At 70.8% G+C, this 22,545-nt stretch carries 26 protein-coding genes; 13 read left to right on the top strand and 13 right to left on the bottom strand.

Annotated elements, in window-relative coordinates:
* Window positions 1–8: 8 nt before the first annotated feature.
* Window positions 9–1,502: a cytosine permease gene (locus ASF68_RS09180; RefSeq protein WP_082498556.1), complete on the bottom strand. Its 1,494-nt coding sequence runs from the start codon at window positions 1,500–1,502 to the stop codon at window positions 9–11.
* Between the two features lie 185 nt (window positions 1,503–1,687).
* Between ASF68_RS09180 and ASF68_RS09175 the strand changes: the two genes are divergently transcribed.
* From ASF68_RS09175 to hisD, 3 genes are all read left to right on the top strand, one after another.
* Window positions 1,688–2,572, top strand: a complete 885-nt coding sequence (locus ASF68_RS09175; protein ID WP_056009498.1) for a nitrilase-related carbon-nitrogen hydrolase — start codon at window positions 1,688–1,690, stop codon at window positions 2,570–2,572.
* Between the two features lie 9 nt (window positions 2,573–2,581).
* The gene (locus tag ASF68_RS09170; protein WP_056009496.1) at window positions 2,582–3,514 is read left to right on the top strand and encodes a LysR family transcriptional regulator; all 933 of its coding nucleotides are present in this window, start codon (window positions 2,582–2,584) and stop codon (window positions 3,512–3,514) included.
* Between the two features lie 114 nt (window positions 3,515–3,628).
* Window positions 3,629–4,945: a histidinol dehydrogenase gene (hisD, locus tag ASF68_RS09165; RefSeq protein WP_056009494.1), complete on the top strand. Its 1,317-nt coding sequence runs from the start codon at window positions 3,629–3,631 to the stop codon at window positions 4,943–4,945.
* A gap of 24 nt (window positions 4,946–4,969) precedes the next feature.
* On the opposite strand, the gene ASF68_RS09160 is transcribed toward hisD, so the two are convergent.
* On the bottom strand, window positions 4,970–5,629 hold the full coding sequence (locus ASF68_RS09160) for a HEAT repeat domain-containing protein (protein ID WP_056011671.1): 660 nt from the start codon (window positions 5,627–5,629) through the stop codon (window positions 4,970–4,972).
* 107 nt (window positions 5,630–5,736) lie between these two features.
* Between ASF68_RS09160 and ASF68_RS09155 the strand changes: the two genes are divergently transcribed.
* Window positions 5,737–6,069, top strand: a complete 333-nt coding sequence (locus ASF68_RS09155) for an NIPSNAP family protein (RefSeq protein ID WP_056009492.1) — start codon at window positions 5,737–5,739, stop codon at window positions 6,067–6,069.
* Window positions 6,066–6,641, top strand: coding sequence for a GNAT family N-acetyltransferase (locus ASF68_RS09150; RefSeq protein ID WP_056009490.1), 576 nt, complete (start codon window positions 6,066–6,068; stop codon window positions 6,639–6,641). The genes ASF68_RS09155 and ASF68_RS09150 overlap by 4 nt, the downstream gene beginning before the upstream one ends.
* On the opposite strand, the gene ASF68_RS09145 is transcribed toward ASF68_RS09150, so the two are convergent.
* Entirely contained in the window at window positions 6,638–7,720 is a 1,083-nt protein-coding gene (locus tag ASF68_RS09145; RefSeq protein ID WP_056009488.1) for a sensor histidine kinase, read from the bottom strand. The genes ASF68_RS09150 and ASF68_RS09145 overlap by 4 nt on opposite strands.
* Window positions 7,717–8,373, bottom strand: a complete 657-nt coding sequence (locus tag ASF68_RS09140; protein ID WP_056009486.1) for a response regulator transcription factor — start codon at window positions 8,371–8,373, stop codon at window positions 7,717–7,719. The genes ASF68_RS09145 and ASF68_RS09140 overlap by 4 nt, the downstream gene beginning before the upstream one ends.
* 224 nt (window positions 8,374–8,597) lie before the next feature.
* Here ASF68_RS09140 and ASF68_RS18740 point away from each other — a divergent pair, with 224 nt between their 5' ends.
* The 3 genes from ASF68_RS18740 to ASF68_RS09130 are packed head-to-tail and all read left to right on the top strand — an operon-like array spanning window position 8,598 to window position 11,175.
* On the top strand, window positions 8,598–8,747 hold the full coding sequence (locus ASF68_RS18740) for a hypothetical protein (RefSeq protein ID WP_157579901.1): 150 nt from the start codon (window positions 8,598–8,600) through the stop codon (window positions 8,745–8,747).
* The gene (gene rffA / locus ASF68_RS09135; RefSeq protein ID WP_056009484.1) at window positions 8,744–9,952 is read left to right on the top strand and encodes a dTDP-4-amino-4,6-dideoxygalactose transaminase; all 1,209 of its coding nucleotides are present in this window, start codon (window positions 8,744–8,746) and stop codon (window positions 9,950–9,952) included. Before ASF68_RS18740 ends, rffA begins: the two co-directional genes overlap by 4 nt.
* Window positions 9,949–11,175: a glycosyltransferase family 1 protein gene (locus ASF68_RS09130; RefSeq protein ID WP_157580277.1), complete on the top strand. Its 1,227-nt coding sequence runs from the start codon at window positions 9,949–9,951 to the stop codon at window positions 11,173–11,175. The genes rffA and ASF68_RS09130 overlap by 4 nt, the downstream gene beginning before the upstream one ends.
* A 34-nt stretch (window positions 11,176–11,209) precedes the next feature.
* On the opposite strand, the gene ASF68_RS09125 is transcribed toward ASF68_RS09130, so the two are convergent.
* Window positions 11,210–11,746: a hypothetical protein gene (locus ASF68_RS09125; protein ID WP_056009480.1), complete on the bottom strand. Its 537-nt coding sequence runs from the start codon at window positions 11,744–11,746 to the stop codon at window positions 11,210–11,212.
* A gap of 238 nt (window positions 11,747–11,984) precedes the next feature.
* Here ASF68_RS09125 and ASF68_RS09120 point away from each other — a divergent pair, with 238 nt between their 5' ends.
* The 3 genes from ASF68_RS09120 to ASF68_RS09110 all read left to right on the top strand — a co-directional run bounded on the left by ASF68_RS09120 (window position 11,985) and on the right by ASF68_RS09110 (window position 15,210).
* Window positions 11,985–14,306, top strand: coding sequence for a carbon starvation CstA family protein (locus tag ASF68_RS09120; RefSeq protein WP_082455968.1), 2,322 nt, complete (start codon window positions 11,985–11,987; stop codon window positions 14,304–14,306).
* Window positions 14,306–14,536 carry a YbdD/YjiX family protein gene (locus ASF68_RS09115; RefSeq protein ID WP_056009478.1) on the top strand — a complete coding sequence of 77 codons (231 nt, stop codon included), beginning with the start codon at window positions 14,306–14,308 and terminating at the stop codon, window positions 14,534–14,536. The genes ASF68_RS09120 and ASF68_RS09115 overlap by 1 nt, the downstream gene beginning before the upstream one ends.
* A 65-nt stretch (window positions 14,537–14,601) precedes the next feature.
* On the top strand, window positions 14,602–15,210 hold the full coding sequence (locus ASF68_RS09110; RefSeq protein WP_056009476.1) for a TetR/AcrR family transcriptional regulator: 609 nt from the start codon (window positions 14,602–14,604) through the stop codon (window positions 15,208–15,210).
* A gap of 19 nt (window positions 15,211–15,229) precedes the next feature.
* On the opposite strand, the gene ASF68_RS09105 is transcribed toward ASF68_RS09110, so the two are convergent.
* Both ASF68_RS09105 and ASF68_RS09100 read right to left on the bottom strand, forming a co-directional pair.
* Window positions 15,230–15,745 (bottom strand): hypothetical protein, encoded by a 516-nt coding sequence (locus tag ASF68_RS09105; RefSeq protein ID WP_056009474.1) that lies wholly within the window; start codon window positions 15,743–15,745, stop codon window positions 15,230–15,232.
* 10 nt (window positions 15,746–15,755) lie between these two features.
* Window positions 15,756–16,052, bottom strand: coding sequence for a hypothetical protein (locus ASF68_RS09100; RefSeq protein WP_056009472.1), 297 nt, complete (start codon window positions 16,050–16,052; stop codon window positions 15,756–15,758).
* A gap of 46 nt (window positions 16,053–16,098) precedes the next feature.
* Here ASF68_RS09100 and ASF68_RS09095 point away from each other — a divergent pair, with 46 nt between their 5' ends.
* Complete coding sequence (locus ASF68_RS09095; RefSeq protein WP_056009470.1) at window positions 16,099–16,710, top strand: hypothetical protein; 612 nt, start codon at window positions 16,099–16,101, stop codon at window positions 16,708–16,710.
* A gap of 43 nt (window positions 16,711–16,753) precedes the next feature.
* On the opposite strand, the gene ASF68_RS09090 is transcribed toward ASF68_RS09095, so the two are convergent.
* Genes ASF68_RS09090 through ASF68_RS09080 form a run of 3 tightly spaced genes read right to left on the bottom strand, consistent with a single transcriptional unit; the run spans window position 16,754 to window position 20,009 of the window.
* Window positions 16,754–17,488 (bottom strand): hypothetical protein, encoded by a 735-nt coding sequence (locus ASF68_RS09090; protein ID WP_056009468.1) that lies wholly within the window; start codon window positions 17,486–17,488, stop codon window positions 16,754–16,756.
* Window positions 17,485–18,783: a hypothetical protein gene (locus tag ASF68_RS09085; RefSeq protein WP_056009466.1), complete on the bottom strand. Its 1,299-nt coding sequence runs from the start codon at window positions 18,781–18,783 to the stop codon at window positions 17,485–17,487. The genes ASF68_RS09090 and ASF68_RS09085 overlap by 4 nt, the downstream gene beginning before the upstream one ends.
* Window positions 18,780–20,009, bottom strand: coding sequence for a 26S protease regulatory subunit (locus tag ASF68_RS09080; RefSeq protein ID WP_056009464.1), 1,230 nt, complete (start codon window positions 20,007–20,009; stop codon window positions 18,780–18,782). The genes ASF68_RS09085 and ASF68_RS09080 overlap by 4 nt, the downstream gene beginning before the upstream one ends.
* 198 nt (window positions 20,010–20,207) lie before the next feature.
* On the opposite strand from ASF68_RS09080, the gene soxR reads away from it, so the two are divergent.
* Window positions 20,208–20,651, top strand: a complete 444-nt coding sequence (gene soxR / locus ASF68_RS09075) for a redox-sensitive transcriptional activator SoxR (protein WP_255353627.1) — start codon at window positions 20,208–20,210, stop codon at window positions 20,649–20,651.
* Between the two features lie 34 nt (window positions 20,652–20,685).
* On the opposite strand, the gene ASF68_RS09070 is transcribed toward soxR, so the two are convergent.
* The 3 genes from ASF68_RS09070 to ASF68_RS09060 form a co-directional block, all read right to left on the bottom strand.
* Window positions 20,686–21,075 (bottom strand): MmcQ/YjbR family DNA-binding protein, encoded by a 390-nt coding sequence (locus ASF68_RS09070; RefSeq protein ID WP_056009462.1) that lies wholly within the window; start codon window positions 21,073–21,075, stop codon window positions 20,686–20,688.
* Between the two features lie 23 nt (window positions 21,076–21,098).
* Complete coding sequence (locus ASF68_RS09065; RefSeq protein ID WP_200936409.1) at window positions 21,099–21,635, bottom strand: hypothetical protein; 537 nt, start codon at window positions 21,633–21,635, stop codon at window positions 21,099–21,101.
* Window positions 21,636–21,714: 79 nt separating this feature from the next.
* Complete coding sequence (locus tag ASF68_RS09060; protein ID WP_056009459.1) at window positions 21,715–22,530, bottom strand: MBL fold metallo-hydrolase; 816 nt, start codon at window positions 22,528–22,530, stop codon at window positions 21,715–21,717.
* Window positions 22,531–22,545 lie beyond the last annotated feature (15 nt).

Genomic DNA, 22,545 nt, shown 5'->3' with positions numbered 1-22,545 from the left:
CCTGCGCGTCAGCGGCGCCGGGTGCTGAACGCGACGGCCTGGTGGCCCGTCTCGGTGACGTCGCGCTCGGCGGCCGCACGCTCGCCGCGGAGGTCGAGCGACCGGGAGAGGAGCACATACGAGACCGCGGACGCGGCGAGGCCGATGAACAGGGCGAGGTCGGCCCCGCCGAGCGCCTGCGCGATCGGACCGGTGAACCACACCGTCACGACGAACGGGATCATCGCGACGATCCCGATCGCGTAGGCGACGAGACCCCGCCACCCCCAGGCGCCGTAGACACCGTTCGGGGTGAAGATGTCGCGGACCACGTAGTGGCCCTTCCGCACGAGGTAGTAGTCGACGAGGTTGATCGAGGTCCACGGCACGAGGACGTAGAGCAGGACGACGAGGAAGCTGCTGAAGTTCGCGAGGAACTCGCCGGTGCTGAGCACGGAGCCGATCACCGCGAGCGCGGCGATGGCGAGACAGGTGATGACCCGCAGGGCGCGCGTCGGCCGCACCGGCCGGATGGAGTCGATGATCGTGATCGTCTCGATCGAGGCGGCGTAGATGTTGACCGTGATGACGCTGATCAGCCCGGGCAGTGCCGCGACGAGCAACCAGGTGCCCGAGCCGGGCAGGATCGCGTCGGCCGCATCGCGGACCCCTTCGAGAGGATCGGCGCCCTGGAACGCGCTGGCGACGAACGCGCCGAGGCCCATCAGCCAGACGGCACCGACGAAGACGCCGCCGTAGGTGTACGCGAGGGCGCGGCCGGGGTTGGTCTGCGGCGGGAGGTAGCGCGAGTAGTCGGAGACGTACGGGGCCCAGCCGAGTGCGTAGGCCGCTGCACCGCCGAACTGCACGAGGAACGCGATCCAGTTGAATTCCGCGAAGGACAGTGCGTCGGCCGGGAGTGGCACGACGAAGGGGACGACGACGGTGAACAGTCCGAAGGTGACGAGGAAGAGCGCGGTGAGCCAGGACTGCGTGCGGTGGATCCATGAGTAGCCGAAGATCGCGAGGAGGACCGCGACACCACTGATGAGCACGTACCAGCCCGCGCCGGCGTCGACACCGGTCGTCATGGTGAGGACGTCCGCACCGAGCATCTGGTTGAACATGTTGAAGCCGACGAGGCTGAACACGACGATCGCGCAGATGAGGACGACGCCGCGGTAGCCGAACTGGGCGCGCGACTGGATCATCTGCGGGAGGCCGAGTTGTGGGCCCTGCGCCGAGTGGAAGGCCGTGAACACGGTGCCGACGGCCACGCCGAGCACGATCGCGAGGAGGGACGTCGCGAGGTTCGCTCCGAGCGCCGCACCGAGCATGCCGGTCGCCAAGGTCGTGACCTGCGCGTTCGACATGAACCAGAGCGAGAACAAGGAACGCGGGCGACCGTGGCGCTCGTCGAGCGGGACCCAGTCGATGGAGCGGGACTCGACGAGGGACGGCTGGGCGTCACCTGCTCCGGCGGCTGGGCCGGGCGTGGACGAGGATGCGGCGGGTGTCGCCATGGCTGGCCTCCGGGGCTCGGGCGGTCGAGGAGTGCGACGGGCAGCGGGGTCTGCCTCGGGTCGGGGACTCGCTCGTGCCGACGACGGTATCCGCCGCCCACGGACGGGCACAATCGGCCATGCCCCGATCCCAGCCATCGGGGAACACGATGGTCCCGTCGGCGGCGGCTTCGTATGATCGCTGGATGACCAGCACCGACCCGACGGGCGCCATCGACCACACCGACCCCGATGCGCGGAGTGTCCGGGTCCGCGCCCAGGAGCTCGCCCCCGTCCTCGGCGACCTCGCCGGCAACCTCCGCACCATCGAGGCGGCCATCCGGGACGCCGTCGCGGACGGGGTGCAGCTCCTCGTCCTGCCCGAACTCGCGACGAGCGGGTACTACCTGGACGGCCCGGAGGTGGCCCGCGCGGTCGCACTCCCGAGCGACGCGCCCGTGTTCGCCGACTGGGCGTCGCTGCTCCCCGAAGACACCGTGGTGGTCGTCGGCTTCTGCGAACGAGATGGCGAGACGATCCACAACAGTGCGCTGGTCCTCGGCGCATCGGGCACCCTCGGGGTCTACCGGAAGGTGCACCTGTGGGACGAGGAGCAGACCGTCTTCGTGGCCGGCCGCGAGACCCAGCCGGTGGTCGAGACGCCGATCGGCCGGCTCGGCGTCCTCGTCTGCTACGACCTCGAGTTCCCCGAGGTGCCGCGCGGTCTGGCCCTCCGGGGAGCGGACCTCCTCGTCGTCCCGACGAACTGGCCCCTGGTCGATCGACCGGTCGGTGAGCGCGCACCCGAGGTCGTGCAGGCGATGGCCGCGGCGCGTGCGTCCGCGATCCCGATCGTCTGCTGCGACCGCTCCGGCACCGAGGCAGGCAAGCCGTGGACCGAGGGCACCACGATCATCCCGGCCGACGGCTGGCCCGTCGGCGCCAAGGACGCGCGGGGACGGGTGGACGCGACCGTCCGGATCGACCGGGGCGCGACCCGGATCGGTCCACGCAACGACGTGCTCGCGGACCGGCGGCCGGAGCTGTACGGGGCGGTCACCGCCCAGGGCTCCTCCGACCGCCATCGCTAGGCTGACCGCATGACCCTCGCGCAACTCCGCGCCTTCCTCGCCGCCTACGAGAGCGGGTCGTTCACCGCCGCGGCCGCCGAACTCGACAGCAGCCAGGCCTCCGTGTCCGAACTCGTGAGCCGCCTCGAGCGCGAGATCGGCCTCCAGCTGTTCGCCCGCGGTGCGCGTCGGCTCGTCCCGACGGCCGCCGCCGAGGAGCTCCGCGAGCACGCCAGGCGAGCGGTCGCCGCCATCGACGGCGGACTCGACGCGCTGTCCGCGATCACCTCGCTCGACGGCGGCGTATGCACCTTCGGTGTCCTCCGCAACGCCGCCTACTACGAGCTCTCCGACCTCGTTCAGCGCTTCCACCAGCGGTACCCCAACGTGCGCGTGCGACTCGTGGGACTGAACTCCGCGCTCGTCGCGGACTCCGTCTCGAGCGGCGAGATCGAGGCCGGGCTCGTGGTCCTCCCGGTGCCTGTGACGGGCCTCGCCATCCGGCCGCTCTTCCGCGACGAGGTCTTCTACGCCTCCACCACCAGGGATCCTGTCGCGGGACCGGTCGGGATCGACGAGTTCGCGGACGCCAAGCTCGTGCTCTACGACGCCTACGCCGGGTGGCGGGACCCCACGCGCCTCCAACTGCTGGAGCGCGCTCGTCTCCAAGGCCGGTCGATCGAGCCCGCCGTCGAGGTCGAGCACGTGGAGACCGCCCTGAGCCTCGCGGCGACCGGCGCTGCGGACACCATCGTGTCCGGCACGGTCGCCCGCACCGGCGGGTTCCCGGAGGAGTTGACCCTCACGCCCTTCGCCGAACCGCTCTACGACACGATCGCGCTCGTGCAGCGCGAGGGCGCCTACCTGTCGCCGGCCACCGCACGGATCGCCGAACTCGCAGAGCACACCCTGCTCGCGGCGGCGGAGCCCGACCAGGTGATCGCGACGACACCGAGGCGCTGATCGCAGACCGCTGGCCGCTGATCACCAGCCCGCGTCGGCGTATCGGATGACCCGATGGCTCGCGCAGGCACGTCCCCCGTTGTCGCCCGCGCACCGCGTTCGTACGCTCGCAGCATGCGTTTCAGTCCTCCCGTGCTCCAGTCCCTCGCCGGCTCCTTCCACCACCTCAAGACACCGCTCGTCGACGCTCCACCGGCGCAGCGCGACCCGGCCGTCATCGAGACCGTCTCGGCCATGCTGCTCGACATCGAGCGTCGCGGCATGGACGCCGTGCTCGACGCTGCCAAGCGTCTCGACCGGTACGAGGGCGGCGACGTCGAGCTGACGCGCGAGCAGATCGCGACCAGCGGCGACCGCCTCCCCGCCGACCTCCGAGCCGCCATCGACCTCGGCGGCGAGCGCACCCGCGCCTTCGCCCAGGAGCAGCGGGCGCACCTGCAGGACTTCGAGACCGAGCTCGTCCCCGGACTCGTCACGGGCGTGAAGTACGTGCCCGTCTCCCGCGTCGGCGCCTACCTCCCGGCCGGCCGCTTCCCCCTCACCGCCAGCGCGTTCATGACGGTCGGCGTCGCCAAGCAGGCCGGGGTGCCGACGGTCATCGCCTGCACGCCACCGCAGCCGGACGGCGGCGCGAACGACGCCGTCGTCTACGCCGCGCACGTCTCCGGTGTCGACCGCGTCTTCGTCCTCGGCGGGGTGCAGGCGCTCGCCGCGATGGCCTACGGGCTGCTCGGCGAGCTGCCGATCGACATGCTCGTCGGCGCGGGCAATGCCTTCGTGGCCGAGGCGAAGCGGCAGCTGTTCGGCACGGTCGCGATCGATCTCCTCGCCGGTCCGTCCGAGGTCGCCGTCCTCGCGGACGAGACCGCCGACCCGATCCTCGTGGCCGCCGACCTCCTCGGGCAGGCCGAGCACGGGCCGAATTCGCCGGCCGCGCTCGTGACGACATCGGAGGAGCTGGGCCGGGCGGTCGTCGCCGAGGTCGAACGGCAGCTGCCGACGCTCTCGACCGAGTCGATCTGCGGGCCGGCTTGGCGCGACTACGGTTCCGTGACGGTGGCTGCGGACCGGGAGACCGCAGCAGCGCTCATGGACGACCTCGCCCCCGAGCACCTCGAGGTCATCACGGCCGACGACGCCTGGTACCACGAGCGGTTGCTCAACTACGGCTCGATCTTCCTCGGCGCGTGGAGCACCGTCGCGTACTCGGACAAGGGCATGGCGGGGACCAACCACGTCCTCCCGACGGCCGGCGGTGCCAAGCACAGTGCCGGGCTGTCGGTGTCGCGGTTCCTGAAGCCGCTCACCTACCAGCGGATCGCGGAGTCGGCGACGCCCGAGCTGGCCGATGCGGTGCAGGTCATCTCCGACTCGGAGGGCATGGCCGCGCACAGTGCGACGGCGACCCTGCGCACCGCCCGGCTGCGCTGAGGTCGGCGCGGCGGATCCGCGCCGTCAGCGTCCTTGGCGGAGGGCGTGCTGGGCTTCCTGGATCGCCTCGTCGAAGTCGAGTTCCGGGTCGCGCAGCATCCGGGCGGTCGCGCGGGCGTGCACCCGTGCCTCGCGCTCGGACTGCTCGGCATCCGTCACCTGTTCGACGGCGTCCACCGCGAGCTCGCCGATGGAGAGGAACGCACGGGTCAGGCTGAGTCGCACGTCACGGTCGCCGCGTCCGAACTGCCGCGCAAGCAACTCGGCGAGCGCCGGCGCCTCGCGCTCGGGGACGACACCTGCGGCGGTGCGCCATGCGGCTCGGGCGACCTGATCCTCGTCGTCCTCCAGGAGTGCGAGGGTGATCGCCGACCAGGTGCGCGGGTCGCCGGTCTTCGACAGGGTGTGGAGCGCCTGGCTGCGGGCCTGTGGGAACACCGAGCCGAGTTCTTCGACGAGGCGGGGCACGGTCACCTCGGGGTCGTGCCGCACGAGGGCCCAGGTGAGCATGTCGCGCACGAAGAAGTCGGGTTCGACGGCGCACCGGTCGACGAGCACCTCGATGTAGGCAGGCTTCGGCGTGGTGCCGGCTGCGAGCGCGGCTTGGAGCCGGTCCGAGGAGGCCGGCACACGCAGGGCGCGGGCGAGCCCGTTCGCGGCCGCGTCGTCGTACTCGGAACTCATCTCGATCACCTTCCGTGGCGTGCTGGGGACCGTTCCAGCGTAGGTGTCGGGCGGTCCAGGAAGCCCCGTATGACGACGGTCGTCGGGGAACCGCCAGACTGGGATCCATGATCACCATCCACCTGCGCTACCGGATCGACCCTGAGCAGCTCGACACCTTCACCGAGTATGGGCGGCGTTGGATCCGTCTCGTCAACCGGCTCGGTGGTGATCACCACGGCTACTTCCTCCCCGCGGAGGGCGACAACGACGAGGCGTTCGCGCTGTTCACCTTCCCGTCGCTCGCCGCGTACGAGCAGTACCGCATCGCGGCCGAGACGGACCCCGAGTGCATCGAGGCCTACGAGCTCGTGCGGGGCACCGGCTGCATCCTGCGGTTCGAGCGCCGGTTCCAGCGGCCGCTGTTCGGCGACGAGCGCGACGAGGAGTCGCAGGCATGACCGTTCCGACGGTGGACACCTCGAAGCTCGCGAAGCTCGACACCCTCACGACCCCGAGGCTCCGGTTGGTCCCGCTCGCCCCGGTCCACCTCGAGCCGACCCTTCGCGGCCTGGCCGACCCGGAGACCCTGCGTCTCACCGGGACGCCTGAACCCATCCCGCGCGAGGCGATCGAGCGGCACCTTGCGACCGTCGGCGCGCGGGACGACCGGGCCGACTGGGCTATCACAGCGATCGATTCGGGCGAGTACCTCGGTGAAGTGGTGCTCAACGAGCTCGACGAGGACAACGCCTCGATGAACTTCCGGATCGCGCTGGCTCCCGGCCGGACCGGGCAGGGCTTCGGGACGGAGGCGACGACGGCGGTGCTCGACCACGCGTTCGACGTCCTCGGGCTGCACCGGGTGGTCCTCGACGTGTACTCGTTCAATCCGCGCGCGGAGCGGTCCTACGTCAAGGCTGGGTTCGTCGTCGAGGGGCGTCAGCGCCACACCCTCCGCTGGGACGGCGAATGGGTCGACTCGATCCTGATGTCGGTGCTCTCCACCGACGACCGCTCGAGCACCCGCTAGTACGGAGCGCGGAACGTCAGCGTGAAGGAGGTGGGCGCGTCCTCGGTGAGGAGCGTCCCGTTGAGGAGTTCCGCCCGCTCGGTGAGGCCGACGAGCCCGTGGCCCGCCGACGACCACGTGGTCCCCGCCGACCGCGCCGGACGAGCGTTCCGGATGACGACGGTGACCTCGTCGGGTGAGGCACTGGCCCGGAGCTCGACGGGCGCTCCCGGGGCATGCTTGCGGGCGTTCGTGAGGCCCTCCTGCACCGTCCGGTAGATCGCCCGCTGCAGCGGCGCCGGAAGCCCGTCCGGCAGCTCGATCCCCGTGGTGACGTCGATCCCACTGTCGGCGATCAGCCGGCTGAGGTCCTCGACCGTCGGTTGCGGCGCCAACGGTGCATGCCCCGTCTCCGCGCGGAGCAGGGTGACCATGTCGCGGAGCTCGTCGAGGGTGCGCGAGGCGAGCGAACGGATCGTGACCGCCATCCGCTTCGTCCCCGGCTCCTCGGTCTGCACCTGGATCGCCCCAGCCTGGACGGCGATGAGGCTGACCTGGTGGGAGACCACGTCGTGCATCTCCCTCGCGATGCGCGTGCGCTCCTCGACGAGGACGTCGGAGGCGATGCGCGCGCGCTCGGTCCGGCGGACCTGCTCGAGATCGCGGATCCGGTCGAACAGCTCCCGTCTGGTGCGCACGAGCAGGCCCAAAGCGATCGGCGCCGCCGCGTACAGGCCGGCGTAGACGATGGACAGGATCGTGTAGTTGGCGGAGTTCCACCCCCACCACGGCACGGCCGCGAGGACGAAGACGACGATGCCCGTCGCGACGAGCCGCCAGCGTCGGCGCTCCCGGACCGCGACGGAGAACAGCGAGGCGAGGCCGGCGAGGGTCGCGAGGTTGAGGGTGAACGCCGGCACGGCGAAGAGGAGCGCGATCCACGGCCACCGTCGCCGGAAGATCAGTCCGACCGCCGCTGCGATCGCCAGCCCCGACTCCCAGGGCGACGCCCATTCGAGCGTCGCGAGGCTCTCGACGACGGCCGCCGCGATGATGGCGAGTTCGATGAGGACCGACCAGAGCCGGGATCGGCGGGTCATGCGTGATCCGTCTCGTCGACGCGGACACCGGCGCGCTCCGCGATGATCGCCGCCTCGAGCCGGGTGGTGACGTCGAGCTTGCCGAGGATCGCACTCACATGGTCCTTCACCGTCGCCCGGCTGAGATGCAGCGCCTCGCCGATCTCCGTGTTCGACGCGCCCGTCCGCAGCGCCGCCAGCACGTCCTGTTCGCGGCCGGTCAAGCCGGACAATCGCCGGGCCGCCTCGCGGTCGGCGCTCCTGGCGAAGCCGCCGACGAGGGTCCGGGACACCTGCGGCGACAGCACGATGCCGCCTGCCGACAGCGAGCGGAGCAGCATGGGGAGCTGCTCCGGGTCGGTGTCCTTCACCAGGAACCCCGCGGCGCCACTGCGGAGGGCGCGCGCGATGTAGTCGTCGGAGTCGAAGGTGGTCAGGATCGCGACGACGGGCGGGTCGTCCCAGGTCTGCAGTTCGTCGAGGATGTCGAGCCCGTTCCGGCCGGGCATGCGGACGTCGAGGAGGACGACGTCGGGACCACTCGCGCGGATGGCGTCGACGGCCGCGACCCCGTCGACCGAGGCGACGACCTCGATGTCCTCGACCGCGCCGAGGATGAGTTCGAACCCGGATCGCACCAACGCCTCGTCGTCGACGACGGCCACTCTGATCACGGGGTCTCCTCAGCTCGACTCTCACCCTACGAGCCCACGGGATGGAGCGGTGACGGTCCGGCTTCGGAACCCGCCAGGTGGCGGGGGTGGAGTAGCCCGCAGCAGGATGTGGGCCGATCGTCGCGCGACCGATACTGGAGCACCCGGGCGGGCTCCAACGTGCCCGGTGGGTCGGTGCGAACCGCCCGATCGACATCCGGGGGGATCAGCATGAGGAACGACACGTGAGCGCAAGACGACGGGACGGTGAGCGTCGCGCCACCGTCGAGGATTCACCGACGGTCGGCATCGGGATCATCGCCACCATCGTCATCGTCGCGGTCGTGATCGTCGCAGCGGTCTTCATCGTCGCGCTGCTGCTGGGTGGCCGATGATGGCGGAGGTCGGGATCTCGCCGCGCATCCCGCTGTCGAAGCCCTACCGTGCCGCCGGTGAACTCGAACAGCTCGAGCAGGTGCTCGCCTCGGACCACGTCCACGGCGACGGCCGGTTCACGGCATCGGCCTCCGACCGACTCCGGCACCTCACGGGCGCCCAGCACGTCCTCCTCACCACCTCGGGGACCCACGCGCTCGAGATGATGACCCGGCTGATCGGCGTCGGGCCGGGTGACGAGGTGATCCTCCCGAGCTTCACGTTCCCCTCGGCGGCGAACGCGGTCGTCCTCGCCGGGGCGACGCCGGTCTTCGTCGACAGTGACCCGACGACGGGCAACCTCGACCCGCAGCACGTCGCCGACGCCATCGGACCCCGCACGCGGGCGATCTCGGTCATGCACTACGGCGGCGTCCCCGTGGATGTACCGGCCTTCCTCGGTCTCGCCGCCGAACACGGACTGCACCTGCTCGAGGACAACGCGCACGGCCTCGGCGTCAGCGGCGCTGGTGTCCGGCTCGGCACGGTCGGGACGATGGCCGCGCAGAGCTTCCACGACACGAAGAACGTGCACTGCGGCGAGGGCGGTGCGTTGCTCATCAACGACGAGTCCGTGCTGCTCCGCGCCGAGATCATGCGCGAGAAGGGAACCGACCGCGCCCAGTTCCTCCGAGGTCAGGTCGACAAGTACAGCTGGGCGGACCTCGGCTCCAGCTACCTGCCGAGCGAACTGAACGCCGCGGTGCTCGACACCCAACTCCGCGACTTCGACGTCATCCAGGCGCACCGGCACCGGATCTGGGACCGGTACGCGGCCGAGCTCGCCGAGTGGGCGCACGATCGTGGCGCGACGCTCATGGACCCGCCCGGCGGCGTGCACGCCGCACACCTCTTCTTCCTGCTGCTCCCGGACGCCGAGGTGCAACAGGAGTTCCTCCGCCACCTGCAGGCGCACGGCATCGGTGCCGCCTTCCACTACGTGCCGCTCCATTCGAGTGCGGCCGGTCGGCGATACGGTCGGGTGGTGTCGGAACCGCAGCACGCGGTCCGGTTCGCCGAACGCCTCGTCCGGCTGCCGCTGTGGCCGGCGATGACCGACGCCGAGGTGGACCGGGTCGTCGCCGCGGTCCGCGCGTTCGGGGCGACACCCGACCTCACGGCGGCGACGACGGCATCGACGGGACAGGATTCCATATGGGCATGATCGAGCAGGGGCTCCGCGCCATCCGTGGCGAGGGTGTCCGGTCGACGCTCTGGCGTGCCGCGCACTTCGCCGACGGACGATTCAACCCGATGCGTCGGAAGCCGACCGACCTCTACCCGAGCGACGCGATCGCCGCCGACTGGACGGTGCCGCGGCACTTCAACGTCGCCGAGTTCCCCCGGCGCCCCTACGACGTGGCGTGGTTGATCTCACCGCCGAGCCGCACCTCCGGCGGGCATCAGAACGCGTTCCGCTTCATGGAGTTCCTCGAACGCGCCGGTCACCGCCTCACGATCTACCTGTACCAGGCGTCCGCGCAGCCCGCCGTCGACATCGCCGGGATCCGCGCGATGATGGCGGCGAGCAGCGCCTACCCGGAGCTGCAGGCCGACATCGTCCGGTACGACCCCGTCACCGGCATCGCGCCTGGGGCCGACGTCGTCGTGTCCTCCGACTGGCAGACGGCGTACCCCGCGTTCCGCTACCAGGGGCCGGCGAAGCGGTTCTCCTTCGTGCAGGACTTCGAACCGTGGTTCTACCCGGCCAGCAGTGAGTACGTCCTCGCTGAGAACACCTACCGCTTCGGGTTCCACGGGTTCTCGGCCGGACCGTGGTTGGCCAGGAAGGTCGCCGACGAGTACGGCATGAGCTGCGACCACTTCGACTACTCGGTCGACAAGCAACACTACTCGCACGTGAACGACGCACCCCGCACCGAGATCCTCTTCTACGCCCGTCCGCCGACGCCTCGGCGCGGCTGGGAGATCGGTGAGCTCGCGCTGACCGAGTTCCACCGGCTGCGCCCGGACATCACGATCAACCTCGTCGGCTGGGACATGTCGGGCTACGAGACGGGGTTCCCGTTCGTGAACCGCTCGGCCATGGACATCTCCGAGCTGAACGCCGTGTACAACCGCTGCGCCGCAGGCCTCGTGCTGTCGCTCACTGACATGTCGCTGCTCCCGCTGGAGATCATGTCCTCCGGGGTGGTGCCCGTCGTCAACGACAGCCCGAACACGACCGGGGTGCTCGACAGCCAGCACATCGAGTACGTGCCGCTGTCGCCCGCTGCGATCGCCAGGCGACTCGTCGACATCGTCGAGCGTCCCGATGCGATCGAGCACGCCAAGCGGATCTCGGCGTCGATCACGGCCGCCGACTGGTCCGACCCCGGCGCGCAGTTCGTCGAGCAGTTCGAGCGGGCGATGCGCTCGTCCCTCTGACGCGCGGCGTGCTCGGCTGAGGCTCGGCGCGGCGTCAGCCCACCCGCGCCTGCCGACGGTGGGCGTCGAGGTCGGGGAGCATCTTCGCCACCGGCGGGGTGACCCGCCGCCCGTCCTCGGCCTCCGGTGGGGTGCTCATCGACCGCAGCGCGTGTTCGACCGCCTCGCGGATGCTCAGACCACTCGCGGTGATCGCGTGCAGCTGCGCCAAGGCCTCGGGGTCCACGATGACGACGGAGACGGGCGTCTCCTGCTCGGGTGTGTCGACGCCGGAGCCGGCCCGCGCCCGTCGGGTGGCGAGTCCGTGCGCGATCCATGCACGGTTGCGCTCCACGTCGACCTTCAACAGGCGCGTGTTGCGCCGCACCCGCTCGGCGATGAGCTTGCCCTCGTGGATGTCCGAGTACACCTGCCAGCGCGGGTACAGCAGCCGGGTCGCGAGGTCGGACGGCCGGGTCGGGACCGGGAGGTCGTCGATGAAGTCCTGCACCACGGCATCGGAGAGCGCCTCGCGCAACCCACGTCGTTGCACGCTGTCGTCGGACGACGGAACGGGGAACGTCAGGGTCATGGGGATCCGGTGGTCAAGGGGCGGGTGGTCGATCGGAACAGCAAAGACCGGATCAGTCTTGCGCCGAACCCTGGGCGCAAGGCGTCCGGCGGCTGGAAACCACCCCGGAACCAACCCTGCAAGTGCTTGATCGCGCGAGTCCCGTTCCAGCCCGGTGAGGCCGGATCCGGTCGAGCGCCCACCGGCGGGTCGCTGTTACCCTCGACGCACGAACACCACCGTTGAGGGAGGAATCGTCATGGGCAACGACGCCGGACGACAGGACCGAGCACGCGCAGGATCGAACCGGCGCGGAGCACAGCAGCCCGCCGGTGGGGGTGAGGCGGAACCCGTCCTCGTCCAGGATCCGGAGCTCCCACCCACCGCGGTCGACGAGGCCGAGCACGCCCCGCGCTGGACCCCCGCCAAGGTGGTCCTCTGGGTCGCCATCGCCCTCCTCGGCGGGTTCGCGTGGACGATGCTGGCACTCGTCCGCGGCGAGACGGTCAACGCGATCTGGTTCGTCTTCGCGGCGGTCTGCACCTACCTCATCGCCTACCGCTTCTACTCGAAGCTCATCGAACGGAAACTGCTCCGCCCCGACGACCGGCGGGCGACGCCGGCCGAGTACCTCGCCAACGGCAAGGACTTCGTCCCCACCGACCGCCGCGTCCTCTACGGGCACCACTTCGCCGCGATCGCCGGTGCCGGCCCCCTCGTCGGCCCCGTGCTCGCCGCGCAGATGGGTTACCTGCCCGGCACCATCTGGATCATCATCGGCGTGATCCTCGCCGGAGCCGTGCAGGACTACCTCGTCCTCTTCTTCTCGATGCGCCGCGGCGGCCGCTCCCTCGGCCAGATGGCGCGCGACGAGCTCGGCGTGATCGGTGGGACGGCCGCGATCATCGCGACGCTCGCGATCATGGTCATCATCGTCGCGATCCTCGCCCTCGTCGTCGTCAACGCCCTCGGCGAGAGCCCCTGGGGCGTCTTCAGCGTGTCGATGACGATCCCGATCGCGCTGTTCATGGGTGTGTACCTGCGGTTCATCCGGCCGGGCAAGATCACCGAGATCTCCATCATCGGCTTCGTCCTCCTCATGTTCGCGATCGTCGCGGGCGGCTGGGTCGCGGAGACCGAGTGGGGCGCCGCGGCGTTCACCCTCGACCGCACGGTCATCGCCGTCGGCATCATCGTCTACGGCTTCGTCGCCGCGATCCTGCCGGTGTGGCTGCTGCTCGCACCGCGCGACTACCTCTCCACGTTCATGAAGATCGGCACGATCGTGATGCTCGCCGGGGCGATCGTCCTCGTGCGGCCGGAGATCACGGTGCCCGCGTTCAGCGAGTTCGCCGGTGGTGACGCCGGCCCGGTGGTCAGCGGCTCGCTCTTCCCGTTCCTCTTCGTCACGATCGCGTGCGGCGCCCTCTCCGGCTTCCACGCGCTCATCGCGTCCGGCACCACGCCGAAGCTCGTCGAGAAGGAACGCCAGACCCGGTTCATCGGCTACGGCGGCATGCTCATGGAGTCGTTCGTCGCGATCATGGCCCTCGTCGCCGCCCTGTCCATCGACCGCGGCATCTACTTCGCGATGAACTCCTCCGCGGCGGCGACCGGTGGCACCGTCGAGGGCGCGGTCGCCTTCGTGAACTCGCTCGGGCTCGCCGGGGTGAACCTCACCCCCGACGTGCTCACGCAGACCGCAGCGAACGTGGGGGAGGAGTCGATCGTGTCCCGCACCGGCGGTGCACCGACGCTCGCCCTCGGCCTCGCGCACATCATGCAGCAGCTCATCGGCGGCACCGCGCTCATGTCGTTCTGGTACCACTTCGCGATCATGTTCGAGGCCCTCTTCATCCTCACCGCCGTCGACGCCGGCACGCGTGTGGCCCGCTTCATGCTCCAGGACACCTTCGGCAACATCATCCCGAAGTTCCGCGACCCCGACTGGCGACTCGGCGCCTGGATCTGCACGGCCGTGATGGTCGCGGCGTGGGGAGCGATCCTCATCATGGGCGTCACCGACCCGCTCGGCGGCATCAACACCCTGTTCCCGTTGTTCGGCATCGCGAACCAGCTGCTCGCCGCGATCGCGCTCGCGGTCTGCATGGCGATCGTCGCGAAACGCGGGAACTTCCGGTGGCTGTGGATCGTCGCCGTGCCGTTGGCCTTCACCGCGGTCGTGACGATCACCGCGTCGATGTTCAAGATCTTCTCGCCCGTCCCCGCCGTCGGCTACTGGGCGCAGAACGCGGCGTTCCGCGAGGCGCTCGCCGCCGGCGAAGACAGCTTCGGGAACGCGCCGACGCGGGCGGCGATGGAGGCGGTCGTGCGGAACACCACCGTGCAGGGCGTGCTGTCGATCCTGTTCGTGACCCTCGCGATCATCGTCATCTTCTTCGCGATCCTCCACACCGTCCGGTCGTTCCGCACAGGTGGTGGGCCGAGTTCGGAGGACCCGGCGCTCCCGTCGCGTCGCTTCGCGCCGGCGGGGATCGTCGCGACGAAAGCGGAGAAGGCTCTCGAGCGCGAGTGGTCGACGGTGGACGCCGACAAGCGTCCAGCACGGTCGGGGCACTGATGTCCGGCACCGGGTCGGCGACCGGACCGGGAGCCGTGGGGCTCGCGGTCCGGCGGGGCTGGGCGTCGGTGCGGTGGTTCGTCACCTCGCTCATGGGCGACACCGCCTACGCGACCTATGTCGAGCACCACCGACGCGTGCACCCGGACACCCCGGTCCCCGACGAGCGCACCTTCTGGCGGGAGCGCTTCGCGGAGCAGGACCGAACGCCCGGTTCACGGTGCTGCTGAGCTCCAGCACCGCCTGGGAGAATGGGGCCGGACCTCCACCACGCCCCATGCCGAAGGAACCCCCCATGAGCATCGACGACCGCACGCTCGGCCGACGCGAACGCAACAAGCTCGACAAGCTCGCTCGCATCACGGCGGCGGCGGGCGAGCTGTTCGCCGAGCGCGGCGTCGACGACGTGACGACGCAGGAGATCGCCGACCGCGCGGACATCGGCACCGGGACGCTGTTCCTCTACGCGAAGACGAAGGGCGAGCTGCTGCTGCTCGTGCAGAACTCGACGTACGCCGACGCGCTCGCCGAGGGACGCGAGGCTGCCGCGGCCGCCGGGACGATGACGGACGGGGTCCTCGCCGTCATCCGCCCGGTCGTCGAGTGCAACCGCAAGCAGATCGACAACGGCCGCACCTACCTCCGGGAGATCGTGTTCGGCGACCCCGAGGAACCGCACCACCGCGTGGCGCTCGACCTCACCCAGCAGACCGAGGCGCTCATCGCCGACGTCCTCGTCGACCGCGGCGGTATCGCCACCGAGGTCGCGGGCACCCTCGCCCACGTCGTCTCCGCGATCATGTTCGTGAGCATGGCGGCGACGGTGAACGCGGCCCGGACGGTCGACGAGATCGTGGAGGAGATCGCCGCGCAGGTCCGTGTGATCCTGCCTGATCCAGCTTGATCCGGTGTGATCCGGCGGCCTAGGAGCGCCCCCGGCTTTTCCAACCGGTGAGCCGTTCGAACCGCTTGCCGTCGATCGGGACGGTCCGGTCGATCATCGAGACGGAGGCGTTGCGCGTCCCGCCCACCAGCTGCGCAGCCCGCTCGGCGGCGGCGGCGACCCGTTGCGCGACGAGGCCGACCGTCCCGCCGTCGCCGCGGAACCCCCAGACCGTCGTCGTGTGGAGGACGGAACCGTGCTCCGTCGCCCGGACCGCGACGGGCGCCGCGCAGCGGGCATAGGGCCGACGCACACCGACGAGCGACAGGAGCGGGACGAGCTCCAAGGCGTAGGAGCTCAGGCTCGATGCGCGGTCGTCGCCGATGACGGCGTACCGGATGCTCCAGGCGTCGGCCGCGAACGACTCGGGTGCCACGGCGAAGCCGTCCGCCTGCAATGCCGACAGCATGGCCGCCAGGGTGTCGGCCGGCGGGAGCGGCGAGACGATCTCCTGGAACCGCACCATCGACCCGATGGCGAACGCGTGTCCGCTCATGCCGGTGCCCTCACTGGTCCACGGCGTGGACCGAGAGCACGACCTGCTCCTCCGGGACGAGCGCCTCGAGCGCCTTCCGCGCGGTCGGGTAGTCGCGACCCTCGGCCTCGATCGTCCGTGTGGCGACAGGCCGGTAGACGGCGGTGCCGACGAGGTCGCCGTTCACCCGTCCGCCACCGTGCAACGCTGCGAGCGTGTGGCCGGGCGGGGTGGCGGCGAGGACGGCCGCGCGCAGACCCGCGACATCGGGTGCGGCGGCTTCGGTGGTGATGGTCGCGCGGTCGCGGAGGGTGGCGATGAGCTTCACCCCTCAAGCCTACGGAACACCGCCGACGGCTCGGTAGCCTGGGCGGATGACCGAATCGATCAACGAACCGATCGCCGAAGCGCCGGGGCTCGAACTGCTCGCTGACGGTCTCCGGATCCTCGACACGATCTCGGCTCTCCCGCCTCGGCAGGCGGCGACGCACCCCTCGCTCTGGCCGCTGCTCGGTGTGCCGGCGATCGACCGGGGTGCGCTCGTGATCTTTCCCCTGGCCGTCGCCACGATCAGCGCGACGGACCGATCAGCGCTCGAGCGGCTGCGCGAGGTCTGCGCCGCCCTCCAACGCGACTGCATCCACGTCCACGGCGGCGACTTCATCCACGGGGAGTCCACGCTCGACCCCGAGGAGGATCCGTATGGACGACGCCTCGCCGAGGTGGGCGCGCTCACGACCACACCCCGGGGCGTCGTGGTGTGGCGTGTCCGCGATCGCGGCGCGGCGCTCGTCCTCGTGGTCGACGAGGCCCGCGGCCAGGCGACGCTCGCCTTCCACCTGGTGCCGAAGGACTGGATCTGGAATGGGCCGTCCGAGCCCGCGACCAAGCGCGAGGCGTCCCGTCGCCGGACCGCGGTGAAGGAGCAGTCGGCGGTGGACGTCGTCTGGTCGTGGCCGGCGGCCGACCTGGCTCAGGTGCCCTGACCGGCGGCGGCTCCGCGCGGCTGGTCCGGTCGAGTCGAGCCGTTCAGTGCCGCATCTCGTTCGGTGCCGCATCTCGTTCGGAGTCGGCGGTGCGAGCGGCGAAGAGTGCGAGCGACACCACGATGCCGGCCACCACAGCGAGGATCGGCGGGAACCAGAACGACAGATCATCGACTTCGGCGGCGCGGATCGCCATGCACACGAGGGCGACCGCCGCGAAGAAGGCGGTTCCACCGGCGATCTGCACGGCGCGGGTGCGGACGGCGCCGTGGTCGCGACGCCCGATGCCCCACTGGAGGAGGACGTTGATGAACGCGAGGCTGTAGCAGGCCGCGACGACCGGGAGGCCCGTCTCAGCGGGGAAGATGAATTCGCCCAGGTCGCCCGAGTTGCCGGTGCCTCGTGTCTCCGCCCGGGAGAAGGTGAACGGCGACATCCACAGCCACCCTGCTCCCGTGACGAGCCACATGACGGCGGTCACCGTGCCGAGCACCCCGATGCGTCGAAGGCTCTCGACGATGCTCGGCTGGATCCGCTGCGTCGACTGCTCGCGGAGCTGCTCGTACATGTCGTCGAACGCCGCCTCCTCGGTCGTGAACCATCGCCGGGTGGTCTCGACGGGGCTCGACGTATGGTCGGTCGTGTAGACCGTCCACCCACCGTCCATCGGGGCGAAGACCACCGACTGCGGCGCGACCGTGTCGCCCTCGTCGAGGAACAGCGCGTTCCCCCGGTCGGCAGCCGCGACGCCGAGCGCCGTCAACTCCTCCCGCTTCACGACTCGTCCGTCGGCGGTCGGCCCGTCACGACCGCGGAGCGTCCCGGGCGGGCATCGGCTCCACCGAACGCGGCGACGCGGTCCCACAGCCAGTCCGTCAGGCTGGACGCGATCTCCTCGTCGTCGCTGCCTGCGCCGCGTCGGTACAAGCGGCCACCGGCACCCTCGAAGAGGTAGGCGTCCGCATCGTCGGTGAAGAGCAGGGTGAAGTATTCGTGCTCCGCGTCCCACTGCGGCCATGCCGCAGGATGCTGTTCGATCGCCGCGTCCAGGGCTGCGACCTCGGCGCCACTGAGCAGTCGGAAGGGCCGACCGTCACCCCACAGGCCGCCCGATCCCGGACGCTGTCCGTCGCGCCAGGCGAGGACCTTGTCGTCTCCGCCGCTGGCACGCGCAGCATCACGGTCGAGGGGCGGGCGCAGCGACGCCGCCAGCTCCGCCGGCAGCAGCGGGTCCAGCGCGGCGAGCGCCTCGGCGAGCCCGGCTCCGAACACCTTGTCGCGCAGGATCCGCCACGCGATCTCGCCCATGCCGGCTCGTCGCAGGTCGTCCATGGTGCCGGCCCCGCGTTCGATGGGGTCGAGGAACCCGCGGGCGACGATCATCCCGCCCTGGGCGACCTCGTCCGTCGGGTCCTCGCGGAGCACGCGGGCCAGCAGCTCGGCCGCCTCCTGCGGACGGTAGTCGTAGAGGTAGGCGAAGGCCAGAGCGGTCGACAGGGTCGTCTCGCTCGGATCCGCTTCGATCGCCTGCTGCGCGGCCACGAGGAACCGTGCCGGCGGGGCACCGGTCGACAGGAAGTGGAGGGCTCGGAGCCCCAGCGCCCCGGCGTACGCCTCCGGCGCGGTCCGACCGGCCAGTTCGACGGCGCCGTCCATCGACGTCCAACCGCGCTCGGGGTCGTCGGCCATCGCGACGGCGGCCGCGAGGTCCATGTGGTCGAACCAGTCCGCGTCGGGATCCTCTCGGAGCACGAGTTCGCCGAGGCGCATGGCCTCCGTGAAGTCACCGGCGGACGCCTCGAGGTCGCGGAGTCGCCGGAGTGCCCCGAGGAACTGCCGGTCCCGTCGTCCGAGCAGCTCCCGCAGGAGCCGTCGGGCCTCCTCGACGTCGCCGCACGCCTCGCGGTGCATGGACAGCAGGATGATCATCCCGGTGAACTGCGGCGCCCGGGCCAGGACGCTCATCGCGAGTTCGGGGATCCGCGGGTGCTGTGGCTGGAACTCGAAGAGTTCCCAGGCGAGGTCGCGGTCGTGTTCGATGGCCTCGCGTTCGACGCCGACGGGTTCGCTCATCGGAGACCGTGCTGCACGCGGTAGGTCCGGAGTTGGGCGAAGGTGCCGTCGTCCACGCCGTATTCGAGCACGGGCGCGACCTGGTCGAACCAGGACGCCGTCGACGGGATGAGGCCGGCGGCGGCCTCGAGCAACCCCTCCGTGGTGACGGGCACGATCGCGCCCGCCTCCATCGACGCCGTCAGTGACCGTTGCAGGGCGACCCGTGAGACCTGCGCGATGTCGGCACCGGAGAACCCCTCGGTCGCCGCAGCCACCGCGATGACGTCGACCCCCTCGGCAGGCTTGCCCTCGAGGTCGCCCTGGAGGATGGCGGCCCGAGCCACGGCGTCCGGCGGGAGCACGAGGACCGTCTTGTCGATCCGCCCCGGACGACGGAGCGCCGGGTCGATGTCCCAGGGACGGTTGGTCGCGGCCAGGAAATACACGCCGTCGTTCTCGTTCGCGACACCGTCGAGCTCTTCGAGCAGCTGGGTCACGATCGTGCGCATCGACTGCGACCCGCCGCCCGAGGTGCGTCGGCCACCCAGGGCGTCGAACTCGTCGAAGAAGATGACGCAGGGCGCGGCTGCGCGGGCGTCGTGGAAGACGCTCTGGATGGCCTTCTCGCTGTCGCCCAGCCATTTGCTCAGGAGGTCGGCGAGGGTGACGTGGATGAAGGAGGCGCCCAGGTCTCCGGCGATCGCCTTCGCGATGAAGGTCTTCCCGCACCCGGGCGGCCCGTACATGAGGAGTGACCCGCCCGGCTTCTGCCCGAACGCGGCGGCGAGTTCGGGGTTGCGCAGCGGAGCGAGGAACGTCGAGTCGAGGTGCTGCTTGACGTCGGCGAGACCCGCGACGTCGGCGAGGGTGATCGCGGGCCGCTCCGCGTCCCAAAGGCTCGGTTGCCCGATCCGGACGGGCGCCTGGTCGGGTGTCGACGCGTTCGGGACCGCCGTCGGCCGGTTCGGCGTCGACGAGCCCGCTGTCGGGTCGCCCCCGGGGGTCTCGGCGGGCGCACCGCCCGTCGTGCCACCGCGCAACCGTGCCGCCATCACCCGCGCTCGGAGCAGGCGCACGCGCGCGGGGTCCCCGCCGAACCGTTCGAAGGTCGACACCTCCTCGGCCGCGCGGTCCACGTCGTGCTGGAGCAGCAGCGTGACGAAGTCCTCGCGTAGTGCCGCGTTCTGTGGATCCTGCGCCACCTCGGCAGCGATCACCTCGAGGAAGTCCCCGTCCTGTGTCATCTCGTCCCCCCACGGTCCGTGTCAGATGCCGACCATCCTGCCAGCGGGACGCCGATGAGCGACAGGCGTCGGCCCGGATCGGTCCGGATCGAGCATGGGGAGGGGTGCCCATCCGTCACCCTGGGCTGGTGTACCGTCGACAGCGGGCCGAACCTGAAGGCGGCTTGAGGTCGGATCGAGGAAGGCGGGTGGTGCGACGTGCACCGTCCCGGCGAGCTGTTGAGTGTCGGCGAGATGAGCCGCCGCACCGGGGTCGCCGTCTCCGCACTCCACTACTACGAACGCCTCGGCCTCATCGCCTCCGAGCGGTCGACCGGGAACCAGCGACGGTACCCACGACACATGCTGCGCCGCGTCGCCCTCATCTCGGTCGCAAAACGCCTCGGCATCCCGCTCGAAGACGTCGCCGAAGCATTCGCCGACGTCCCACTCACCAGCACCCCCAGCCACGAGGACTGGCAGCGGGCCTCACGTCGCTGGCAGAAGGTCCTCGAACAGCGCCGACGCGGCATCGAACAGCTCGAACGCGAACTCACCGGCTGCATCGGCTGCGGCTGCCTCTCGATGAAGGCCTGCACCCTCCTCAACCCGGACGACGAACTCGGCGACACCGGCACGGGCGCTCGCCGCATCCCGGTCTGAGCGCGCTGCCGGGCGGCACGCGCGCCGCCTGAGCTCAGTCGCCGCCGCGCTGCCCGAAGGTGGCCGGATCGACCGGCCGCAGGCGTTTCGGCAGCCCCTCCACGACGAGGAGGTACGACTCCGTGACGAGGTCGTCGACGAACGCCGGTTCGAGCTCCCCGTCCGGCTTGAGCGAGATCCAATGCCGCTTGTTCATGTGATAGCCGGGGATGATGTCGGGGAACGCCTCACGGAGGCTGTGGCTGTCCTCGGGGCGCGCTTTCAGGGTCACGATCGGTTCGCCCGTCGCGCCGGTCTGGAGCATGAACACCTTGCCCCGCACCTTGTACACGTCCCACTCCTCACCGAAGGGGTGGGTGAGCTCCGCCCCCGGCAGCTCGTCGGCCCGGCGGGCGGCGCGCTCCTGCAGCTCGACACCGTGCATCGTGATCCTCCCGGGTGGACGGCTCAGCGCTGTTCGGACGCCGGACGGAACCGCGCCAGGTTCGGCAGCGGGACCCACGAGCCGAGCCGCGGGTAGTCGAGGGCCACGCCGACGACACCGCGCTCGCCGAAGGTGAGGACCCAGTCGATCGCCGCCGGGATCGGGACCGCGAGCAGGGAGACCGTGGCGTCCGGGGGGACGAGGCCGTTCGCGTAGGCGGCCTCCTGGGCACGGGTCCCGCTGCTGTACACGCAGAGCAGGTTCCCCGGCTGAGCCGCGAGCGCGTAGGGACGCGGTTCGTCGTCGGTGCCGCGGTTGATGAAGACCCAGCGGTCGAGGGACGCGACCGCCTGCCACAGGCGGATCTGCGGGTCGATCTCCTCCGGTGCTGCGCGGCAGGCGGCGTCGAGGGCATCGAGCTGCGCCAGGACGTCGGGGCTCGGTTCGAGGGTGCGGCCCTGGTTCGGCTGGTCCGTGGCGTCGGGCTGAGCGTCGCTCGGACCGGTCTCATTCGGGCTGGTGTCGGACGGGCTGCCGTTGCGGCGGAACGGGTTCTGCATGGTCACTTCCTCGTGGCTCGGCGGACGGGTTCGGGACCCCGCCAACGCTAGCGCAGGCGTTCCACCGGCGACCAGGGGCTCAGAACGCGCTGCCGAACGCCAGCGCTTCCGCCGCCGCCTGCGCGGGCGAGCCGAAGAACGCCGGCCCATGCCCGGGCAGCACGATCGACGCGGGGAGCCCGGCCAGCTTCGTCAGCGACTGTCGGGCGCGCTGCAGGTCGCCGTGGAACATCTCCGGGAGCAGCTGCGGTCCGTCGTGCGGGCTCGTCGGGTGCGCGGTGATGAGGGCGTCGCCGGCGACGAGGACCCCGTGCTCGACGAGCAGGAACCCCAGGTGACCGCGCGTGTGCCCGGGGAGGGGGATCGGCCGGATCTCGACACCGAGGGCGCCTCGGAGTTCGGGAACCGCTTCGACCGCCATGACCGCGGTGGGCGGCACGACCTCGAGTCCGCCGGCCTCCACGGCGTGGTTCAACCAGGTTGCGACGCCCGGACGCTCCAGGTGGGGCTGGACGTCGGCGAGCCCGACCTGCTCGAGCACGTCCCGTCGCACGTTGGGGATCTCGTCGCGGGCGGCGAGGACGTCGCAGTCGGCGAGTCCGGCGATGAACGCGGCGTTGCCGATGTGGTCGCCGTGTCCGTGGGTGAGGAGGATCGCCTGGACGTCCTCGACCGCGTAGCCGAGGGTGCCGAGGGTCGCGGTGACGGCGGCCCCGTCACCCGGGTAACCGGTGTCGATGAGGATCGGTCCGAGCTCGCCCTCGACGATGATCCAGTTCACGGCAGGGCCTTGGACGAAGTGGACGCCGTCGGTGACGGTGCTGCTGCGGGTGGTCGTGTTCGGCACGGCACCGGGGTGCGCTGCGTCGGGGTGCACGGCGTCGCTCTGGGACATGGGCGTCCTTCCGAT

The sequence above is a fragment of the Plantibacter sp. Leaf314 genome, assembly GCF_001423185.1.
In the GTDB taxonomy this organism is placed as follows: Bacteria; Actinomycetota; Actinomycetes; order Actinomycetales; family Microbacteriaceae; genus Plantibacter.
This window is presented reverse-complemented; position numbering and strand designations above follow the sequence as displayed.